Raw genomic sequence first — 20,374 nt, forward strand, 5'->3', positions numbered from 1 at the left:
AAGAGGACTGTCCTTTTTGCGTTAATCGCGTTTTTTCCACCAGTGCCCTGTCAGGCGCTTCACAACGGAGCTATTTCGCTTTAACCAAATCTCTAATCTCGAATTTTAAGGGATGGTCAAAGTCAATTTTAAGCGAATCAAACTCAGCATCTTTTATAAACTTGAATCCGGACACAGTTGCATTGGGTAAAGGCTTTTTTCCTTTGTTCTTCTTAAAAAAAGACTTTACTTTTTTGCATTCCTCTCTTTCAACAGCTATCAAACACTCAAGTTTGCTGTTTTCATAGATTTCGTAGTCACTCTTTACTGTTCGTAGAATTCCCATGTTGGTTAACTTATTATGGTGTGTTTTAATTATTATCTGCCAACGGTTGTTCGTTAAAATACAAAGAATCGTCTCTTAACTAAATCCCTTTTTTTACTTCATCCAAACCATCTTCATAATCTATTCTAATATCTTCATGAAGCTTGTTGAGGGCTTTTTCAATATTTTTTATCTGCCTATTGTATAAATTTTTCATAACAGGACTTTCTTTAAAGGAAACACCACAATTTTTCATTGACTGACAAAAGCAGATAAGAAGTTCTATCTCCGTTTCTTTTTTTCCAGAATGTTTAATGTGCTTGGTTGTCATTCTTTGAATTCGACGGATGTTTTTTTTCGTATAATAAAAAGTCAACTTGTCAATTTGGGAAAATTCAGTTTTAATTTCTTCTTTTATTGCAGCTATATAATCCTCTTCGGAATCTTCTTCAAACAATAAATAATTCAACAATTCCTTATTATCCTTTTTATATTTGGCCATTCTCAAACAATGTTCAATGATAAGCTCCTTCGGAAGGTTCTGAAGCTCTTTTTTGATAGTATGAACGGTATTGATTTTTATGGGCATGAATTAGCTTTTATCTGTTGGTTCCGAATGTAGGGTGACGCTGGCCTTATCTGCATTCCATTAGTTAAGGTTAATCGTACTTACATCATTATTATACCCAAAATAATAAGTCCACCTTACTGTTTAAAATGGTATAATATGTGGTAAATATACCAAATAGTTTTTGGCTATATGCCAAAAACAAATGGATAATCGTTACTGTCCTGTCAAGCCTGCTCTGAAAGGCCAAGTATTCCTCTTTTAATTTTTACTGGCAAAAAAAACATTACAGAACGCTGCTATGTGCGTATTTTCTGCTGATCAAAAATCAAAATAAATTCAACTTAACCGTCATTACAGAACAGACACGACACTAGCAGCTTTTTACTATCTTGTTTCCAAATTAATCATTGAAAAACGATGCGTTACAAACTACTTTTAATTATTCTGACTGCTGTGGTATATTGGATCTTACAAAACTATGTTCCTTACGGAGCATATATTATCTTACCTATTAATTTGTTTGTTACGTTTTTACATGAATTCGGGCATGCCATCTTTGCGATTATCTCTGGAGGCGATGTTCAAGAAGTTTTTATTCAAACCAATGGAGCCGGTTATGCAGTTACTGCGGGAGGATTTCGACCTTTAATACTGATGGGAGGGTATATTGGCAGTGCTTTATTTGGCAACCTATTGCTGCACATAGGTCTTTGTAAACCCAAAACAAGTGTTATTGCGTTGTATGTAATCATCGCAATTCTGGTGTTTACCGCGGTTTGGTGGTATAGTTCCCCAGTTACTTCCTTTTTGCTCATTATGTTTTCTGCGTTAGCGTTTTGGATGAGTAAGAAGTCGAAATCGAGTGTTGCCAATTTGTTGGTTATTTTAGGTACAGCCAGTATCATTTATATAATTATGGATTACAATTCGGGGCCTTCCTCCGACTTGGCCAGGTTTACAGAGATTATTCCCATATTACCGCAAGCCGCATGGGCGATTGTATGGTTAATTATTGTAGTATGGATAACCTGGTTAACGTTAAAAAACGCATTCAGGAAATCCAAATTAAGTTAATATATTAAAGTATGTGAAATAAATATAATAATTTATTATATTTCGTAAATCATTCTTTTTGACAAGATTCATATTAATTGTCCTGCTACAATTAACTAACCAAACCAGATATGAAGGAAACAATAGATGCTGCCTTTTCGATGATTAACATCATCCCTACTGTATTGCTTATTCTGATTTTAATTTATTGGCTTACCGTAATTGTTGGCGTCTTTAATGTCGATAGTTTCGATATTGATGCGGATGCTGACGTAGATATTGATGTGGATGTTGAGGCCGATATAGACATGAGTGCGGCGGACTCAATACTTTGGGTGAACTCTGCTTTGGCATTTTTTAACTTGGGTAAGATTCCTTTTATGCTACTTCTAAGTTTTTTCGCATTGTCGCTTTGGGTGATTTCTATGTTAATGAATTACCATTTAAATAATGAGTCTGTTTTACTTTCTCTTGTATACTTAATTCCTAATGTATTTGTCAGTGCATTTATCACAAAATTGATAACAAGTCCGTTTGTTAAGCTATTTGCTAAAGCAGAAAGTGATATAGAAAGCAACAGAAAATTAACAGGTAAGATGTGTTTGGTTACCTTAAGTGCGACACATAATAAAATGGGGCAGGCTGAAATAAAAATTGAAGGTTCGTCATTTATTATCAATGTGATGTCAACCGAAGAAAAGTATTCACTAAGAAAAGGTGATAGTTGCCTTGTTATTGATTATATACCCGAAAAAAAAATTTATTTAATAGAACCTTATAAAAACTAGACAAATGGAAGGATTACCACAATTTGTAGTGATAGCATTAGTAATAATTGCTTTTGGATTTATCATTTTGGTAATAAAAACTTACCGAAAAGCAACCCAAGGACAAGCTTTGGTACGCACGGGACAAGGTGGTGCTAAAGTATCATTCAGTGGAATATTTGTAATTCCGGTATTACACCAGATGGAAATTATGGATATCACTCTAAAAACGGTGACCATCGCCCGTCAGGGTAAAGAAGGGTTGATTTGTAAAGATAACCTGAGAGCTGATATTAAAGTGAACTTCTTTGTTCGTGTGAATAAAACTGCCGAAGATGTAATTCAGGTGGCCCAGGCCATAGGATGTGACAGAGCATCGGATAAAGAATCAATGGTGGATTTATTTGATGCCAAATTTTCAGAAGCCTTAAAAACCGTAGGTAAACAATTCGACTTTGTGGAGCTATATAATTCCCGTGAGAAATTTAAGCTGGAGATTCTGAGAACCATTGGTACCGACCTGAACGGTTATGTGCTGGATGACTGTGCTATCGATTACCTGGAACAAACATCTATTGACGTACTGTCTCCGGATAATATTTTGGATGTAGAGGGGATCAAAAAGATTACCAAGATAACCGCGGAACAGCAAATCTTATCAAACCAGATTCGCAGAGATAAGGAAAAAACGGTGACCAAGCAGGATGTAGAAGCCAAGGAAACTGTACTTCAACTACAGAAACAGTTGGCAGAAACAGAGGAGAAGCAGAAAAGAGAGATTGCCAATATAAAATCCCGTGAGGAAGCAGAAATAGCAAAAGTAGAGCAGGAGCAAAAGCTAATCAGCGAAAATGCCCGTATTGCTACCGAAGAAGAAGTTCAGGTTGCAGAAGAGAATAAAGAGCGCCAGGTGATAGTGGCTCGCAAGAATAAAGAACGTACAGAGGCAATTGAAAACGAGGCCGTATTGAAAGACCAGCAGATAGAGGAGAATGAGCGTGAAAGAGTCGTAAGCATGGCTCGTCTGGAAAAAGAAAAAGCACTTGAAGCTGAGCAGAAAAAAATGCAAGAAGTGATCCGCGAGCGCATCGAAGTTCAGAAATCGGTGGTTGTAGAAGAAGAGAAAATAAAAGATACGCAAGCCCATGCTGAAGCGGAAAGAAATAAACTGGTGGCTATTAAAGCAGCAGAGAAAGAAGCCGAAACAAATTTGGTAACGGAAATCAAGAGCGCCGAGGCTAATCGTAAAGCAGCTGAGTTTAAAACCGAGCAACGTATTATGGAGGCCAAAGCAGCAGAGGAAGCTGCCGGCAAGGAAGCCAATGCAACTAAGATATTAGCTGAGGCAAAAGCGGCTGAAGCTGCAGCACTTGGAATATCGGAAGCACAGGTGATTGAAGCCAAAGCGGAAGCCAAAGAAAAAGAAGGCCAAGCGGAAGCGAAAATTATCTTGGCTACGTCTAAGGCGGAAGCGGAGTCTATCCAACAAAAAGGACTGGCCGAAGCAAATGTGGTTGAAGCCAAAGCAGAAGCAACGGAGAAAGAAGGAATGGCAGTTAACCGTGTGAATAGCGAAAAATTCACCGTTGAAGCAAAAGGTATTGAGGAAAAAGCAGCGGCCATGAAAAAGCTGGACGGCGTTGGAAAAGAACACGAAGAATTCAAATTGAAACTGAGCAAGGAGAAAGAAATTCAGTTGGCTAAAATCAATATTCAAAAAGATATTGCAGAAGCACAAGCTAAGGTTATTAGCGAAGCGCTAAAAGCTGCTAATATTGATATCGTAGGTGGAGAAACGATGTTCTTCAACCAAATAATGGGAGCTATCTCTAACGGCAAGAGTGTGGACAAAGTGGTTGACAACAGTGAAGTGTTGAAACAGATTAAGGATACTTTCTTCTCAAGTGAAGACGGGCAATCTTTTAAGGTGAATATGCGAAACTTCATCGAGCAGTTTGGGGTTTCCTCGGACGACTTAAAGAACCTGACATTATCCAACCTATTATTTAAGTTAGGCAATAAAGCGACTGACGAAGGAGACAAAAACTCCATCTTTAATTTGCTGGACATTGCCAGGAGCATGGGTTTGTCCAATAAATCAGCAGCCGATATAGGTATAGATAAATTCTTAAAGACGAACCGTCACCAATAAGTCAGCGAATTTACACGAATTAATTTGACTAATCTGTGGGCAAAAAAGTAAACTGCGCAAGCAGTTAAAATCTGTCTAATCCTTTAAATCTGTGGATGAATATGGCAACTACTCCTAACGATACCGAAAATACAGTCACCGAACTTCAGTTGGAACAGGGAACCTACGAGATAATCCGGAACAGGCTGAATCTGCATGGTAAAGACCTGCAAAAACGGCTTACCCAGCTAAACGAAGAACGCAAAAGTGTTTTTGGTTCCATCGAAACAACTTTAATAGGTAGCGAAAGGGTTTCCACTTCCCATAATTGTATTCCTTCGGATATGGTTTCGGTGGGCAATTCCTTTGTTTTTGGGTACAATGTGCTTATCGGATTAAAAAGTGAAGTAGAGATTTCTGATGTGTTCAGTGTGTATGGGTACGACGCACAGGAACATAATTTTAAAGAAGAACCGCTCGACCTGATTATTTCCGATGAGTTTATCAAAGACTTCAAAAACCTTTATAAATATTACAAGGAAACCCGTTTTATCAAATTTGGTAGGAGAGGTACTTCCTTATTTTTTGTTTTTAGAACGGGTAAGGGGAAATTCGATATAAAAACTTTTAAGTTTTTGGTAAAGGGCGATGTATTGGAATATGTGGATAATCGTAGCGACCATGAGTTTGTTTTTCCCGACCAGCATGAGTTTACATGGATTAGAACCACGCGTGATATGCATGTGAAGGGTCAGTTTCCGCACATCTCCATCGAAGATCAGATATTTGTGGAAACCACCGATGGCGATCTGACCATCAAAGTAGAGAACAACACGGATACGGGTTTGGGAATCTATTCCGAAGAGGTGGACAACAAAACGCAGACTTTGGACGATGCCGAGTTTTATTATTCGATCATCGACAACCTGATTGTTCTAAAAATAAAACCCTACCAGGAAGAGCAGTTCCGCTATATTGTTTATAACAAAAAAGTACAGGAAGCAGTACGAATCGATTCGCTGGAAGATTCCTGTGTTTTGTTGCCAGATAGTCATGGTGTGATTTTTGCGAATGGTTACTACCTGCAAACAGGCGAGATAAAGATATTTGATAACGATTTGACTGAGATGCTTTTCCTACGTCGCATTCCTTCGCCCAATGGGGAGGATTATCTGTATATCTTCTATAACCAACTAGCAGGTGAGTATGTGATGTTATCTTACAACCTGATTTCTCAACAAGTGGAGACACCTATTATCTGCCATGGGTATTCCTTGTTTGAGAATGGCGAGCTTTGTTATTTTAAAACGGATGGAACACCCAGAAAACACCATGTACTGCAAATATGGAAAACGCCTTATCTCGACAGTAACTATCAATCTGAATTAGAGTCCAACGAAACATCGTTCCTTTATAAAATCGGGAATAAAGATATCGTTCGGGGAATGTCGGAATGTAACGAGGTGTTGAAACTGATTCAAAAGGAAGATAGTTATTCCAATCTGTATTTCGATATTCAAAAAAAGGCGAGCGATATTCTGGATGCCTATTACTGGATTGGAAACCAGGAAACGGCCAATCTTCAGGAGCCACTTCAAAATATTAGAGAGACGGCACATAATGCCATTGATGAATATGAGAAGGTGGTCAGCATAAAAAAGAATTCATCCGAGGAAGTGGCCAGGGTGATGGAACTGATTACAACGATCACCCAAAAAATCAAAAACACATCTTTTACTTCCATCAATGCTTATGTTGGTGTGTTGGCAGAGTTACGCACCCTCCGCGGAGAAACCATCTCGCTTAAAGAATTACGGTATGTGGATATCGCTCAAATCGAAAGCGAGGAAGAAAAACTGGAGATGTTTAACAGGGATATTTCGAATGGCTGTGTTCAGTTTTTGCTAAAACCCGAAGCTTTGGAGCCCTATAATAATAAGGTTGAAGAGCTGAAAACGGATATCCAGAAAGTGAAAAAAGTGGTCAAGGCCAACGAAATGGAGGAAGAGCTCAACAATACTTCGAAAGAGTTGGAGATGCTCATTGAAATTGTAAGCAATCTAAAAATTGAGGATGCCACGGAAACCACGCGAATCATCGATAATATTTCCACTATTTATTCCAGCTTTAATCAGGTGAACGCTGCTTTAAAACGTAAACGCAAGGAGCTGCTGAGTCTGGAAGGTACAGCTGAGTTTAATGCGCAGATTAAACTGATTAGCCAGGGTTTGACCAATTACCTGGAGCTGTCTGATTCTCCCGAAAAATGTGTGGAATTTCAGACTAAGTTAATGGTTCAGATAGAAGAGTTGGAAGGAAAATTTTCGGAGTTCGATGAGTTTATCGATAAAGTAGCCACCAAACGCGATGAAATTTATAATTCCTTCGAATCGAAGAAAATAAGTTTGGTAGAAGCGCGAAATAAAAGGGCCATCACCTTATTTCAATCCTCGGAAAGGATTTTAAGAGCGATACAGAACCGCGTAAGTAAGTTTGGAGAGGTGAGCGAGATAAACGGTTATTATGCTTCGGATTTAATGATTGAAAAACTCCGAAATATTGTAAGCGAATTGATTGAATTGGAGGATTCGGTTAAGGCAGATGCTATTCAAAGCCAGTTGAAAACTATCAAAGAAGAAGCTATCCGTCAGTTAAAGGATAAGACGGAACTGTTTGTCGATGGCGATAATATCATCAAATTTGGGGAGCATCATTTCTCGGTCAACACCCAACCTTGCGAACTGACCATGGTGTATAAAGACGATAAAATGTTCTTCCATTTAACAGGGACCAACTTTTACGAGAGAGTAAAAGACGAACAGTTTTATAATTATAAAGACCTCTGGAACCAGAGTATCCCCTCCGAAAACCAGGAAGTGTATCGTGGCGAATATCTGGCCTACAAAGTATTTGTAAAATGCCAACAGGAATTTAACGGTAATCTGATTTCCTTGAAAGATGAGGATGTCCTGAACTACATCCGCGAGTTTATGGGGCAGCGCTATAACGAGGGATATGTTAAAGGGGTTCACGATATGGATGCGTTCATCATAGTGAAAGAATTAATAGAGCTAATTAAAACGGCAGGATTGCTGAAATATTCGACCCAAGCCCGTGCCTGTGCAGTTTGGTTCTGGAACAAATTTGCATCTGCCGAGATTAAACAAAGCTATTACAAACAGTTGAAAGGTGTCGGTGCTTTGCTACAGATATTTCCCGATGCACAGGAGTTTAAATATATTGTGGATGGACTAAAAGAGCAAATCGGTGAGTTTGTTGAGAATACGAAGCTCTTCAATCCGATTTACGTGGATGAAGCCGCTGAATATTTTTTCCATGAAGTTATTATTGACGAAAACTTTGTGATTGACAGTGAAGCTGCAAATCTGCATCAATCATTTAAGTCATTTTTAAAAGACAAAAGGGCAGTTGACCAGTATCAACAATCGGTGGGAGAGCTTAATAGGGAACCCATCGCCCAATTTAAGCTGATAAAAAAGTGGTTACGGGCATATATTGCCACTACGAATAAAAACGAGAAAATACAATATGTAGATGAAGTGGCGGTATTATTGATGCTAAACTGCTTTGATAAGAACAACATTGTCAAGGCTACGCTGCATAAAAACCTGGAAGGCCTGCAAGGGATCCATACTGTTTTGAACGAAGGAAAATATGCTTTTGATTATAATCAGTTTATCGCCAAATTAAAAGCGTACGAAATAAATACGGCCTTGCGCTTTAGTACATTCACCGATGTGAAAAAAGATTTGATTCGGGATTTTGAAGATGCGTTGCGCTTGCAGGAATTCAAACCTAGGGTGCTTTCGTCCTTTGTGCGAAACAAATTGATTGATAAAGTTTATTTGCCTTTGGTGGGTGATAACCTGGCTAAACAGTTGGGAACAGCAGGTGAAGGCAAACGCACCGATCTGATGGGGATGCTTTTGCTGATTTCGCCTCCGGGTTATGGCAAAACCACCTTAATGGAATATATCGCCAGCCGACTGGGAATCATCTTTATGAAGATTAACGGCCCGGCCATCGGCCATGAGGTGACTTCACTCGACCCTGACGAGGCAGGTAATGCCAGTGCCCGTGAGGAACTGAAAAAACTGAACCTTTCCTTTGAGATGGGTGATAATGTGATGATTTATCTAGACGATATACAACACTGTAATCCAGAGTTCCTGCAGAAGTTTATCTCCCTTTGTGATGCCCAGCGTAAGATTGAAGGGGTGTACAAAGGCAGAAGCAAGACCTATGATTTCCGTGGAAGGAAAGTCTGCGTGGTGATGGCGGGAAATCCATACACCGAAAGTGGCGATAAATTCCAGATTCCGGATATGTTGGCTAACCGTGCCGATATTTACAACCTGGGAGATATTCTGGGAGATACTGCCGATATATTTAATATGAGTTATATCGAAAACTCGTTGACATCGAACAAAGTGTTGAACCAGTTGTCCGCCAAAAGCCATAACGATATCTACCCCATGCTTAAACTGGCCGATTCGGGCAGTAAGGACGGCCTGGAGTTTGAAGCCAGCCACACCCAGGGACAAATCAACGATTATGTCAATATACTGAAAAAGCTGACTGTTATCCGTGATGTGATTTCCAAGGTAAACCAGCAATACATCGCTTCTGCGGCGCAGGCTGACGAGTACCGCACCGAACCTCCGTTTAAATTACAGGGCTCATATCGTAATATGAACAAGATTACCGAAAAGGTGGTGACCATCATGAACGATGATGAACTGGAAACTTTGATTATGTCGCATTACGAAGGGGAATCGCAAACGCTGACCGCGGGAGCCGAGGCCAATATGCTGAAGTTTAAAGAAATTTTAGATAAGCTAACCGAAGAGGAAAAACAGCGTTGGAACGATATAAAAGCCACCTTTCAGAAGAACCAAAAACTGAAAGCAGGAGGTAATAGTCAAACCGCTCAGGTTTTGGAAGGAATGGAAAACGTGACAGAAAGCATCAACCAGGTTTCGGAGACACTGAAGAAATGTATATGGAATAGTTGAAGCAGTCAATGGTAATTGGTCAATAATTAATTTGCAAACAGATTAAATAGAAGATTATGGATTTAGAAGATTTAAGAATCTACAATTTAGCTAATGAAATAGCAGATACTATTTGGGGTGAAGCCATTAGATGGGATTTCTTAGAAAAAGATACTGTGGGTAAGCAAATTATTCGGTCTTCGGATTCCATGGATAAAATATAGCTGAAGGGTATGGAAGAAATCACTTTAAAGAGAAGAAAAACTTTGTATTTCACTCACGGGGAGGCGCTTATGAAACCAAACGTTGGGTCAAACGGGCTTATAAAAGAAAACTAATCTCTAACGAATTATACGAACAATTACTGGTGAACCTGGAATCATTCCTTAAGGTCTCAACGCTTATATAAAGACCATTGGCAAATAACTCTATTGACTAATTTAACTATTTACCATTAACCATAATGACCATTGACCATTGACTGGTGTGACCAACAACCAACAACTAAATACCATGAAACTAAACAATTATTTTGACTCCCCAAACGCCCAACTAGCGGTACTAGCAAAAATGGCAAAGGCCGATGGTAAAGTAACCGGCTCCGAAAAAATGTTCCTGATTCTGATGGCCGGCAAAATGAATATATCCAACTCCGAATTCGAGGAGATATTCGAAAACGCCGAAAAGTTCGAATACATACCCCCAATTGACCGAGAGGGCCGTTTTGTGATGTTCTACCGTGTAATCCAAATGATGAAGATGGATCTGTCGGTTGACCTGGAAGAAATAGAATTCTGCAAACAACTAGGCCGTAAACTGGATATTGACGATACCAAAATAGGTGATATAATTAAGCTATCTATTATGAAGAATAAAGAGGTAGTGGGGTATGATGAGATAAGGGAATTATTGATGCCTAATAGATAAGCTGGGTATAGGGTATCGGCTTCCATCGATAATTCACCAGTTTGCCCATTCCAAAAGCCTAAGGAGCGCATCCAAACTCACAAGAAGTCCATCTGGACAGTCAATATGTCGATTCCGGGCGCTAAGGGATTTAGTTGAATGGCCAAGGGCTTATGGAGCGGTGTTAAGGAGCCCATCCGGAACTCATAGGAGTCAGGTTATGAAATATTATTTGTATATGGAATTTAGTTTTCAATTGGAATATTCTAACCCCGTTTATCAGGGGAATGGAATCTATGGCTTGGTAAAACCAAAAGAAAACGAATTTTTAAAATATACTATCGGTTTTTTTGCAGGCATAAACCAAGGACTCCCAGGGGCTAGATATGATCATGGTAATTCCGTATTTGTTTTACCCAATTATTTATTTGACACATAGATGTATTTTTTCTTACCTTTTATACCACTTAATAATTTATCTCTTTTTATAAAAGGAATACAAACCATCATATTATATGAATCCGTTTAATTTTGTTACTACAGCGCAACTTTCCAATAAATTAAGCAACCCCAATATAAAAATAATCGATATCCGACCGATAGATGCCTACAACGGTTGGCGACAAAAAGAAGAAAAGAGAGGAGGACACATTCAGTCCGCCAAATCTTTGCCTTTTAAATGGACCAACTATATGGACTGGATTGAGGTGGTGCGCTCTAAAAACTTACAGACAGATCAGCAAATCATTATTTATGGTTATTCCAATGAAGAAAGCGAAAAAGTAGCTGAGCTATTTCAAAAAGCAGGTTATGAAGATGTGAATATCTATTCCCACTTTCTATCCGAATGGGTCAATAACCCAGATCTCCCCATGCAACATCTCGAAAGATATAAACAACTGGTTTCGGCAGACTGGGTGAAAGAAGTGGTAGATGGCAAAATACCCGAAACCCACCCCGGAGGTAAAACCATACTCTGCCATTCTCATTATCGCAACCGCGATGCATACCTGAGTGGACATATTCCAGGCGCCATTGATATGGATACGCTGGCATTGGAAGCACCTGAAACCTGGAACCGTCGCTCTCCCCAAGAACTGAAAAAAGCTTTGGAGGAACATGGGATAACAGCCGATACCACTGTTGTTGTATATGGTAAATTTATGTGGCCCGATAATGCCGATGAGTTTCCGGGAAGCGCAGCCGGACATATAGGAGCCATCCGAAACGCATTTATCATGCTGTATGCCGGCGTTAAAGATGTGAGGGTATTGAACGGTGGATTTCAGAGTTGGAAAGATGCAGGTTATGAAATAAGCACCGTTGACGAGCCCAAACAAGCTGCAGACGATTTTGGAGCTGATATACCAGTCCGGCCTCAACTGGCGGTTGATGTTCCCGAGGCCAAACATATGATAGAGGCCAATGATGCCGATATTGTTTGCGTTCGTAGTTATCCCGAATATATCGGAGAAGTGAGCGGTTATAATTATATAAAGAAAAAAGGGCGTATCCCTGGCGCTATATTTGGTAATTGTGGTTCCGATGCCTACCATATGGAAAACTATCGCAATGTGGATCATACTACCCGCGAGTATCATGAGATAGAAGAACAATGGAAAGAAATGGGTATAACGCCCGACAAACATTTGGCTTTTTATTGCGGCACAGGATGGCGCGGTAGCGAAGCCTTTTTTAATGCATGGCTGATGGGGTGGCCAAGAGTTTCTGTTTATGATGGAGGCTGGTTCGAATGGAGCAATGACCCATCTAATCCCTATGAAACCGGTGTGCCCAAAGTGGTTTCGGCATTTTAAATTCACTTTAATTTTCATCCATAAAAAAAATGGTTATGAGTTTAAATAATGAAGAATTATTAGTCAATGAGCTGAAAGAGGATATTAGAGTTCTGCACAAAAATGGAAAGCAACAAGCAATAGAGGAAATACGAGACGGGCTAAATGCGCCTCAAAAGTATATTTCGCCCAAGTTTTTTTATGATGAAATAGGTTCCGAATTATTTGAGGAGATTACACGATTGAAGGAGTATTATCTAACGTGTACCGAAAAAAAAATTATATCGAAGTTATATCCCAGACTAGGTATAGATTTTCGAGATATAAATGTAATAGAACTGGGGAGTGGGGACCATTCCAAAATAAACTTGTTGTTAAATCAGGTTCCGAGAGATATTCTCTCCACCATCACTTATTTTCCTGTAGATATCAGTAAGTCGGCTATAGCGCGTTCGACCAGCCATTTAAGTTTGCAGCTTCCTGAGTTGAAAGTGTATGGTTTGGTGGCTGATTTTATTCATCAGATACCGCAGCTGTCATTTTCAGGAAGAAATCTATTTATGTTTTTGGGCAGTACGATAGGCAATCTTCTGCCTTCTGAAATTAAGGCTTTTATGGAGGATATATCTTCGATTATGCAACCGGGCGATTATTTGCTGATGGGTATGGATTTGGTGAAAGATATTTCTACGCTTGAAAATGCGTATAACGATTCTAAGCACATAACGGCCAAATTTAATAAGAATGTTTTGCGCGTGTTAAATAAACTCACAGGAAGCGATTTGTGTCCTGACAAATTTAACCATAAGGCTTTTTTCAATAAGGAAATGAGCCGTATTGAAATGCATTTGGAGGCTAAAACAAATATGAGCATGGATTTTCCCGTGTTAAATCAAAGAATCTATTTCAAAGAAGGAGAAACCATTCATACCGAAAATTCGCATAAGTTCAACCCCGAATCCATTAAAATCATCGGTAATTTTGGCCGTCTTCAACTCGATAATATTTTCATGGACGAAAATGAGTGGTTCAGTCTGGCATTATACAATAAGTAGCCTTCGGGCAACAATCATTAGTCAATGATAGATTAGTCATTGACGAGTTTATATATGCTTAGGTCATTAAATCCGTAATTTTTTAATTCATCTGTTTACAAATCAACAATTCTCCTTTGACAATAATTCACCCTTGATTAATCTATTGATGACTGGATTTAATCTGCGCATCAATAGTGGCAATGGTAATCATATTCAATACCTCGCGCACCGAACTACCCATCTGCAGGATATGTACCGGCCGTTTCATGCCAAGGATGATAGGGCCAATGGCTTCTCCGCTCTTCATTACCTGCAATAATTTGTAGGCGATGTTAGCTGAAGTTAGTGTTGGGAACACCAATACGTTTGGCTCGTTGCCCACCAAATCGGAGAATGGATAATTTTCTTTAAGTTCTTCCTGGTTGAACGCAAAGTTGGCCTGAACTTCTCCATCCGAGATAATTTCAGGATAATTTTGCTTCATCAAGGCGGCAGCCTTTCGTACCAATTTAGGTTCAGCGTCATCTGAAGAACCAAAGTTTGAATATGCCAAAAAAGCTACTTTAGGTTGGATGTTCATCATCTGCTCCACGGCTTTGGCAGCTTGATACGCAATGTCTACAAGCTCCTCGGAGGTTGGGTTTGGTATCATGGTTGTATCTGTAAAGAACAGGGGGCCGCGCTTAGTCAGCATTAGATACATGCTCGAAACTTTTTGGCCCGGGCCATTGGTGCCAATAATCTGGAGGGCAGGTTTTATCGTTTGCGTGTATTTTCTGCTGATACCTGAAATTACGGCATCGGCTTCACCGGTTTCGACCATCATGCACCCAAAGTAGTTTCGTTTCTTCATTTCATTCTCTGCCTCGTAAGGATTGTAGCCCCTACGTTGTCGCTTATCGAAGAATACTTTTCCATAACGCCTCACTATATCTGCAGAGTCCTTACTTTGCGGGTTGATAATTCTGGTATCATGCAACTCTAGCTGATGTTTTTCAATCAAGGCTTTGATCTTCTCTTCATCTCCCAATAAGATAGGAAGGGCAATACCTTCGTCCATGGCAATTTGGGCAGCCTTAAGGACCCTGTAGTCCTCCGCTTCGGCAAAGACAATCCGTTTAGGGTGTTGTTTGGCTTTGTTGGTCAAACGCCGTATGATCATATCGTCATGACCTAATCGTTTAACCAGTTTGGTTTTATATTCATCCCAGTCGGTAATGTGGTTTTGTGCGACCCCACTATCCATGGCCGCTTTGGCTACGGCAGGTGCAACCACGGTCAATAATCTTGGGTCAAGTGGTTTGGGGATAATATAATCTCTGCCAAAAGTTATATTGTCTTTGTTATAGGCTTTAATGACCACTTCGGGTACTTGTTCCTGAGCAAGGTCAGCCAGTGCTTTTACTGCTGCCAGTTTCATGGCCTCATTGATTTCGGTAGCCCTTACATCCAAAGCCCCCCTAAAAATAAACGGAAATCCCAAAACGTTGTTTACCTGATTGGGATGATCGGAACGTCCGGTAGCCATAAGTACATCGTCACGGGATGACATGGCAAGTTCATATGAAATTTCAGGATCGGGGTTGGCCAGAGCAAATACAATTGGATTGGGTGCCATACTTTTGAGCATTTCGGGCGTCATCACATTTCCTTTAGAAAGCCCTAAAAATACATCGGCATCAACAATAGCATCTTCCAGTTGATGTAAATCTTTATCGGTAGCGAATTCTTTTTTTGAGGGTGTCAGATTATCCCTGTCGGAGCGTATAACACCCTTGGAATCGCACACGACAATATTTTTTTTACTGATGCCCAGGACTATAAAAATTTTGATACAAGAAATGGCAGATGCCCCCGCCCCAGAAACAACTACTTTTACTTCGCTGGCTTTTTTATCTAACACCTTTAATGCGTTAATCAATCCTGCCCCCGATATAATTGCGGTACCATGCTGGTCGTCGTGCATAATGGGGATATTGAGTTCAGCCTTAAGCCTGCTTTCAATCTCAAAACAGTCAGGTGCTTTAATGTCTTCCAGGTTAATGCCTCCAAAAGTGGGTTCAAGGGCTTTGACTACCGTGATAAACTCCTCTACGTTGGTAGAATTTATTTCAAGGTCGAATACATCGATCCCTGCAAATATTTTAAAGAGCAGACCTTTTCCTTCCATAACAGGCTTGGAAGCTTCAGGGCCAATATCTCCAAGCCCCAGTACTGCAGTGCCGTTAGATATCACGGCCACCAAATTACCTTTGGCCGTATATTTATACACATCGTCAACATTATCCGCAATTTTCCGACAGGGTTCGGCGACACCCGGCGAATAAGCCAATGCTAAATCACGTTGTGTTTTAGTGGCTTTGGTGGGTATAACTTCAATTTTACCGGGAGTTCCTTTGGTGTGATAGTCTAATGCGTCTTGAATTCTGATTTTGGAGTTTGCCATTATCGTTGTTTTAGATACGAGATTAAATGTAAGTAATTTACTCAAGTAATTTAATGAGTAATCTCAACTGTTTCCCATACCAAAACAATAGACTTAAATAAAGGTTTAGTGTAATGTATTGCCAGAAAATAAAACTACCCTGCCAAAGAATGGTCTCGGCTAGGGTGATTTTATAAATAACTAAATTATCTACTGCTGGATTTCTCCGTTTCCAATTCGATATTCAATATTATTTACCTTTAAGGTAACTGAGGAAGAACAATCTGCAATACCGTCCTTATCTTCGTCCACGAAATAATCGATACTCATCTCTGGGGCATTGTCAATAACAACATCCAAAATACCACTTTTTATGTAAGGACAAACTAGCTCGACTTCCAATGGGTTATTTTCGCGTATGGTCAATTCGTAATTAACACCGCTGGAACATTTACCTGATTGCAATCCTTCAATCCAATACGAATCATCCCAAATGTTCAGAGGTGTATTGTCGCCTTTTATCCAGGTACGTGTTGTCTCTTGCGAAAATGTTGTTACTTGTCCCTGCGCGTTGGTTACTTTACCGTTTGATACTTCTATGCTAAAAACCAAATTACCATCGTTATTTTCTCCCAGGTTCTCAACAAGGTGTGTTCCTTCGATCTGATAATCGTTTTGAAAGTAGTTTTCGAAAGTAGTAATGTGTCTCGAGCCCGTTTGGCTGTACCATCCATTTTCAAGTTCAATATATAATTTACCCTTTCGGATTCTGCCATCTAGACCTAAAGTACCATTGGTTCCATAATCCACAACAATAGATTTGGGAAAGGTAAATAAATCAGATGGCGTGATCGATATATTGGGACCAACAGATGATTTGAGATTTATGTTCTCTGTGTTTTCGGAATTTAAAACCGCATTATCGCTGGCATTGTTAACTCCCTGGAAATGCCATGCAGCCTGAGCGTAATCCTCCATAGCATCAACTGCTTGAACCGCACTCAATGAATCATTTACTGTTTCAATCTGATCGCAATTACACAGGCAAAAACCTATTAAAATTGTACTCAAAAATAACTTTGCATTCATGGTATACTAAAATTAATTTTAATGGAAAGGTGTACGAAGAATGTACCAATAGGTTTCTTGACCAAATTTTAATTGGTGATTAAATTTGAATGTATACACCTAACAAAACACTAAAAATACAAATCGCGTTTCCCTTTCTTTACTTTTGCCAAACGTTTCAACAGTTTTTCTTTAAAATGAGGGTCTTCGTAATTTTTAAGTTCTTCTTCGATAAGCTGATATCCCTTAGTTTTGGTTTTTTCAGGAGCGTAGTCTTCAAGGTACTCTGCTAAAGTTAATATAGCGTTGGGTTGACAGAATCTTTTAATGAACCCGGGGACCGAGAACTCCATAAAATGCTCTCCGGTTCGGTTCAGCCGGTAGCAAGCAGTGCAAAAAGAAGGGATAAAACCGTTCTCCACTAATTCTTCCATGACTTCGTTAAGTGAGCGGTCGTCTTTTATTTCGAATTGCTCTTTGTCAATGTCTTGCTCATCTTCGTCTTGAGAATACCCCTTCATTTCGATGTTGGTACCTCCGTCAATCTGAGACACGCCATACTGAAGTACCTCGTTACGAATTTCGGCAGGTTCGCGAGCGGTCAGAATGAGGCCTGTGTAGGGAACAGCTAAACGAAGTATGGCAACCAGTTTGGTGAAATCGGCATCTGAGACTGCCCACTTTTTATCCACTTCAATGCCCGAGGCTTCCTGGATGCGAGGGAAAGAGATGGTATGTGGCCCGACATTGAATACGGCTTCAAAGTGATTGACATGGCGCAGCAAACCAAGTACTTCGTATCGCCAATCGTAAAGCCCAAGTAAGGCACCGATTCCCAAATCATCAATACCACCTTCCATGGCACGGTCCAGTCCCGTTATACGCCAATCGTAATCTCTTTTCAATCCGCTTTTGTGTACTTTTAAATAAGTTTCGCGGTGATAGGTTTCCTGGAATATCTGGTAGGTTCCGATGCCGGCTTCTTTAACTACCTTAAAGCCTTCCACGTCCAATGGGGCCGCATTGATGTTTACCCGTCTTATTTCGCCGTTTTTGTGCTTTACGGAATAAACGGTTTTTACCGATTCTGCAATAAACCGAGCGTTATATTTAGGGTGTTCTCCATAAACAAGAATCAATCGTTTATGTCCGGCATCTTCCAGTGCCTTCACCTCTTCTTTTAAGTCGTCAGCTGTAAGGGTAGTTCTTTTCTGAGCCGTGTTCTCCGCCTTAAAGCCACAATAGGAACAATTGTTAATACATAAATTGCCAATATAAAGCGGCGCAAAAAGAACGATTCTCTTACCATAAACTCTTTGCTTTAAACTTTTGGCCGCTTCCTTAATTTCCGTAATTAATTCCGGATCGTTGGCATTCACCAAGATGGCCGTTTCCTGAAGAGAAAGTCGGTTCTTATCCAAAGACTTTTGAATAATAGCTCTCACTTGTTCTTGGGTAGGATTTTTTGTTGATTCCAGTATTTCATTGATTTCATCATTATCAATAAAATTCTTCATCGACTCATCCTTCATCTTATATTCCTGTGGATGGTAAATTATTGACATGTCTTTCTCCCAGTTTATCTTCACAAAATTAAGTTCTTTTATGGATAAAAAGCTAAAACATGTGTTATTTGTTTGATGATTATATGGAAATTGTACGAAGAGGTAGGTTGCTCACCGGATAAAATATTATATATCCGGTGAGATGATTATTTTATTTACTATAGCCAACAACATGAACTCCGTCTAAGTTTTCCTGTTTAAATTTATCGGTAGATGAAGCTTTCAGGGTAATTAAAACTACACCATCATTAGCTTCCGAACCATATTTTTCAATGGCAGATTCTTCCTTTAATACCTCAACTTTTTCAATAGATTCTCCTGGGATTTTATTCATTTCATCTTTTGTGATTTTTTTCCCATTTACAAATATTAGTGGATTCTTCATTGCAGGAGTTTTGCTTGCGGAATTGCTTTTCCCTTTTTCCGACGAACCCTGCAGTACAAAATTAATTGGAACTGTATAGGAGACTTTAACCGGTTTGCCTTCGTGAATTCCTGCTCTCCATCTTGGCATAGAGCTCACAACTCTTATGGCTTCTTCGTCTAAGGAACTGTGAACTCCCCTGGCTGTGTCCACTTCGGTAACATAACCTGCTTCGTCAACAACAAAACGGATGTATACCCTGCCTTGGATTTTATTTTCCTGGGCATAATAAAGGGTACTTTACATTTTGGGCAATAAATTTTCTTAATGCCTTGTCTCCACCAGGGAATTTAGGCATAGAGTCTACCACAAAGTATACCCTGGAAGAATCGCCTAACAGAAATCCATTATTGTCGGTTGCTGATTTTAAGCTAAGTGTTTCGTCTTGACCTTCAATGTCGGAGGGTAGTTCGTTGTCGCATGCAAAAAAGAATCCCACACCAACTATCATCAGTGTAGCTGCCAATGTTTTTACAAATGCTTTATTTTTAAGTGTTTTATTCGTCATCATTTTAAATCGTTTTTTAGTAATGGATTGATTAAAGTTATTGACCGGCAGCAGTCGGGCGCCTGTGGCCTGAAACAATAACAGATTTTTGTACGAACCGATGGAAGTTCCCTTTTGCAATACGGAACGGTCGGCCTGAAACTCGTGCAACTCTTTCAGCAAGTATTTTATCATCCATGCAAAAGGGTTGAACCATTGAACAATTAGCAGAATCTCGAACAGAAGCACATCCAACGAATGTCTGTACTTGACATGCGCGGTTTCATGAACCAGAATTTTATCCAGATCGTCATCGGAATAGAGCGAGCGGTTAATGAAAATGACATGAAAGAACGAAAACGGGTTGAATTTGCCTGGCAAGTCGGCAATTCGAATACCGTTATATTTTACCCAGGTTGCTTTTTTCGACAATCCGCCCAATCGAACTATGCCCAAAAGTAATCTGACCAATAAGCCTATTGCACCCATCCCATAAATCCATGTAAAAGATTTGTTTTCTTTAATTACCGGAACCACAGTTTCGCGCACATCGCCGGAAAAAACATTTACCGTTTCAAGTAAAACAAAACCAGTAGTTTCAGAATCTCCGGAAGATAGGGATATATGAATAAAAGGGGCTACCGTTGCCAGCAGAAGTGAAAACAACAGGTAAAACCTATTAAACTTAAAAAGAGGTTCGTGATGTAAAACAAAACGATAAAATAAGGTGAGTATACCTAAGATTATCGAAGACTCCATGAGGTAATTGATAAAAATTTCCATTGATTAAAAATTTATTAAATTGATCTTTTTCAATTGGATGTG

The 20,374-nt window shown here is 39.6% G+C and carries 16 protein-coding genes; 9 read left to right on the forward strand and 7 right to left on the reverse strand.

Going from position 1 to position 20,374, the window contains the following annotated elements:
• Positions 1–70 precede the first annotated feature (70 nt).
• Together ACRD64_RS19235 and ACRD64_RS19240 are read right to left on the reverse strand one after the other, a co-directional pair.
• Positions 71–325 (reverse strand): hypothetical protein, encoded by a 255-nt coding sequence (locus ACRD64_RS19235; protein WP_430935092.1) that lies wholly within the window; start codon positions 323–325, stop codon positions 71–73.
• A gap of 79 nt (positions 326–404) precedes the next feature.
• Positions 405–893 (reverse strand): hypothetical protein, encoded by a 489-nt coding sequence (locus ACRD64_RS19240; RefSeq protein WP_430935093.1) that lies wholly within the window; start codon positions 891–893, stop codon positions 405–407.
• 399 nt (positions 894–1,292) lie between these two features.
• Between ACRD64_RS19240 and ACRD64_RS19245 the strand changes: the two genes are divergently transcribed.
• From ACRD64_RS19245 to egtD, 9 genes are all read left to right on the forward strand, one after another.
• Complete coding sequence (locus ACRD64_RS19245) at positions 1,293–1,949, forward strand: M50 family metallopeptidase (RefSeq protein ID WP_430935094.1); 657 nt, start codon at positions 1,293–1,295, stop codon at positions 1,947–1,949.
• 110 nt (positions 1,950–2,059) lie between these two features.
• Positions 2,060–2,716: a hypothetical protein gene (locus ACRD64_RS19250; RefSeq protein WP_430935095.1), complete on the forward strand. Its 657-nt coding sequence runs from the start codon at positions 2,060–2,062 to the stop codon at positions 2,714–2,716.
• 4 nt (positions 2,717–2,720) lie between these two features.
• Positions 2,721–4,847 carry a hypothetical protein gene (locus ACRD64_RS19255; RefSeq protein ID WP_430935096.1) on the forward strand — a complete coding sequence of 709 codons (2,127 nt, stop codon included), beginning with the start codon at positions 2,721–2,723 and terminating at the stop codon, positions 4,845–4,847.
• Positions 4,848–4,948: 101 nt separating this feature from the next.
• Positions 4,949–9,862 (forward strand): DNA repair ATPase, encoded by a 4,914-nt coding sequence (locus tag ACRD64_RS19260; RefSeq protein WP_430935097.1) that lies wholly within the window; start codon positions 4,949–4,951, stop codon positions 9,860–9,862.
• A 56-nt stretch (positions 9,863–9,918) separates the two neighbouring features.
• The gene (locus tag ACRD64_RS19265; protein ID WP_430935098.1) at positions 9,919–10,065 is read left to right on the forward strand and encodes a hypothetical protein; all 147 of its coding nucleotides are present in this window, start codon (positions 9,919–9,921) and stop codon (positions 10,063–10,065) included.
• Positions 10,062–10,250: a four helix bundle protein gene (locus tag ACRD64_RS19270; protein ID WP_430935165.1), complete on the forward strand. Its 189-nt coding sequence runs from the start codon at positions 10,062–10,064 to the stop codon at positions 10,248–10,250. The genes ACRD64_RS19265 and ACRD64_RS19270 overlap by 4 nt, the downstream gene beginning before the upstream one ends.
• Before the next feature lie 104 nt (positions 10,251–10,354).
• Positions 10,355–10,768, forward strand: coding sequence for a hypothetical protein (locus ACRD64_RS19275; RefSeq protein WP_430935099.1), 414 nt, complete (start codon positions 10,355–10,357; stop codon positions 10,766–10,768).
• Positions 10,769–11,262: 494 nt separating this feature from the next.
• Positions 11,263–12,564, forward strand: coding sequence for a sulfurtransferase (locus tag ACRD64_RS19280; protein ID WP_430935100.1), 1,302 nt, complete (start codon positions 11,263–11,265; stop codon positions 12,562–12,564).
• 35 nt (positions 12,565–12,599) lie between these two features.
• Positions 12,600–13,598 (forward strand): L-histidine N(alpha)-methyltransferase, encoded by a 999-nt coding sequence (gene egtD / locus ACRD64_RS19285; RefSeq protein WP_430935101.1) that lies wholly within the window; start codon positions 12,600–12,602, stop codon positions 13,596–13,598.
• Between the two features lie 142 nt (positions 13,599–13,740).
• On the opposite strand, the gene ACRD64_RS19290 is transcribed toward egtD, so the two are convergent.
• The 5 genes from ACRD64_RS19290 to ACRD64_RS19310 all read right to left on the reverse strand — a co-directional run bounded on the left by ACRD64_RS19290 (position 13,741) and on the right by ACRD64_RS19310 (position 20,332).
• Complete coding sequence (locus ACRD64_RS19290) at positions 13,741–16,026, reverse strand: NADP-dependent malic enzyme (RefSeq protein WP_430935102.1); 2,286 nt, start codon at positions 16,024–16,026, stop codon at positions 13,741–13,743.
• Positions 16,027–16,215: 189 nt separating this feature from the next.
• The gene (locus ACRD64_RS19295; RefSeq protein WP_430935103.1) at positions 16,216–17,094 is read right to left on the reverse strand and encodes a hypothetical protein; all 879 of its coding nucleotides are present in this window, start codon (positions 17,092–17,094) and stop codon (positions 16,216–16,218) included.
• A gap of 110 nt (positions 17,095–17,204) precedes the next feature.
• A complete protein-coding gene (hydG, locus tag ACRD64_RS19300) occupies positions 17,205–18,662 on the reverse strand; it encodes a [FeFe] hydrogenase H-cluster radical SAM maturase HydG (RefSeq protein ID WP_430935104.1) in 1,458 nt (485 codons plus the stop codon).
• Between the two features lie 127 nt (positions 18,663–18,789).
• Positions 18,790–19,272 carry a TonB family protein gene (locus tag ACRD64_RS19305; RefSeq protein WP_430935167.1) on the reverse strand — a complete coding sequence of 161 codons (483 nt, stop codon included), beginning with the start codon at positions 19,270–19,272 and terminating at the stop codon, positions 18,790–18,792.
• Between the two features lies 1 nt (position 19,273).
• Positions 19,274–20,332 (reverse strand): M56 family metallopeptidase, encoded by a 1,059-nt coding sequence (locus ACRD64_RS19310; RefSeq protein WP_430935105.1) that lies wholly within the window; start codon positions 20,330–20,332, stop codon positions 19,274–19,276.
• Between the last annotated feature and the right edge of the window lie 42 nt (positions 20,333–20,374).

Origin of the sequence: Saccharicrinis sp. 156, from assembly GCF_050589685.1 — a bacterium.
In the GTDB taxonomy this organism is placed as follows: Bacteria; Bacteroidota; Bacteroidia; order Bacteroidales; family Marinilabiliaceae; genus Saccharicrinis.

What these genes read in the sequence shown, in the direction of transcription:
- ACRD64_RS19275 (WP_430935099.1), top strand. Translation starts at nt 10,355, where the DNA reads ATGAAACTAAACAATTATTTTGACTCCCCAAACGCCCAACTAGCGGTA.
- ACRD64_RS19260 (WP_430935097.1), top strand. Translation starts at nt 4,949, where the DNA reads ATGGCAACTACTCCTAACGATACCGAAAATACAGTCACCGAACTTCAG.
- ACRD64_RS19250 (WP_430935095.1), top strand. Translation starts at nt 2,060, where the DNA reads ATGAAGGAAACAATAGATGCTGCCTTTTCGATGATTAACATCATCCCT.
- ACRD64_RS19255 (WP_430935096.1), top strand. Translation starts at nt 2,721, where the DNA reads ATGGAAGGATTACCACAATTTGTAGTGATAGCATTAGTAATAATTGCT.
- ACRD64_RS19235 (WP_430935092.1), bottom strand. Translation starts at nt 325, where the DNA reads ATGGGAATTCTACGAACAGTAAAGAGTGACTACGAAATCTATGAAAAC.
- ACRD64_RS19240 (WP_430935093.1), bottom strand. Translation starts at nt 893, where the DNA reads ATGCCCATAAAAATCAATACCGTTCATACTATCAAAAAAGAGCTTCAG.
- ACRD64_RS19310 (WP_430935105.1), bottom strand. Translation starts at nt 20,332, where the DNA reads ATGGAAATTTTTATCAATTACCTCATGGAGTCTTCGATAATCTTAGGT.
- ACRD64_RS19295 (WP_430935103.1), bottom strand. Translation starts at nt 17,094, where the DNA reads ATGAATGCAAAGTTATTTTTGAGTACAATTTTAATAGGTTTTTGCCTG.
- ACRD64_RS19290 (WP_430935102.1), bottom strand. Translation starts at nt 16,026, where the DNA reads ATGGCAAACTCCAAAATCAGAATTCAAGACGCATTAGACTATCACACC.
- ACRD64_RS19280 (WP_430935100.1), top strand. Translation starts at nt 11,263, where the DNA reads ATGAATCCGTTTAATTTTGTTACTACAGCGCAACTTTCCAATAAATTA.
- egtD (WP_430935101.1), top strand. Translation starts at nt 12,600, where the DNA reads ATGAGTTTAAATAATGAAGAATTATTAGTCAATGAGCTGAAAGAGGAT.
- ACRD64_RS19265 (WP_430935098.1), top strand. Translation starts at nt 9,919, where the DNA reads ATGGATTTAGAAGATTTAAGAATCTACAATTTAGCTAATGAAATAGCA.
- ACRD64_RS19245 (WP_430935094.1), top strand. Translation starts at nt 1,293, where the DNA reads ATGCGTTACAAACTACTTTTAATTATTCTGACTGCTGTGGTATATTGG.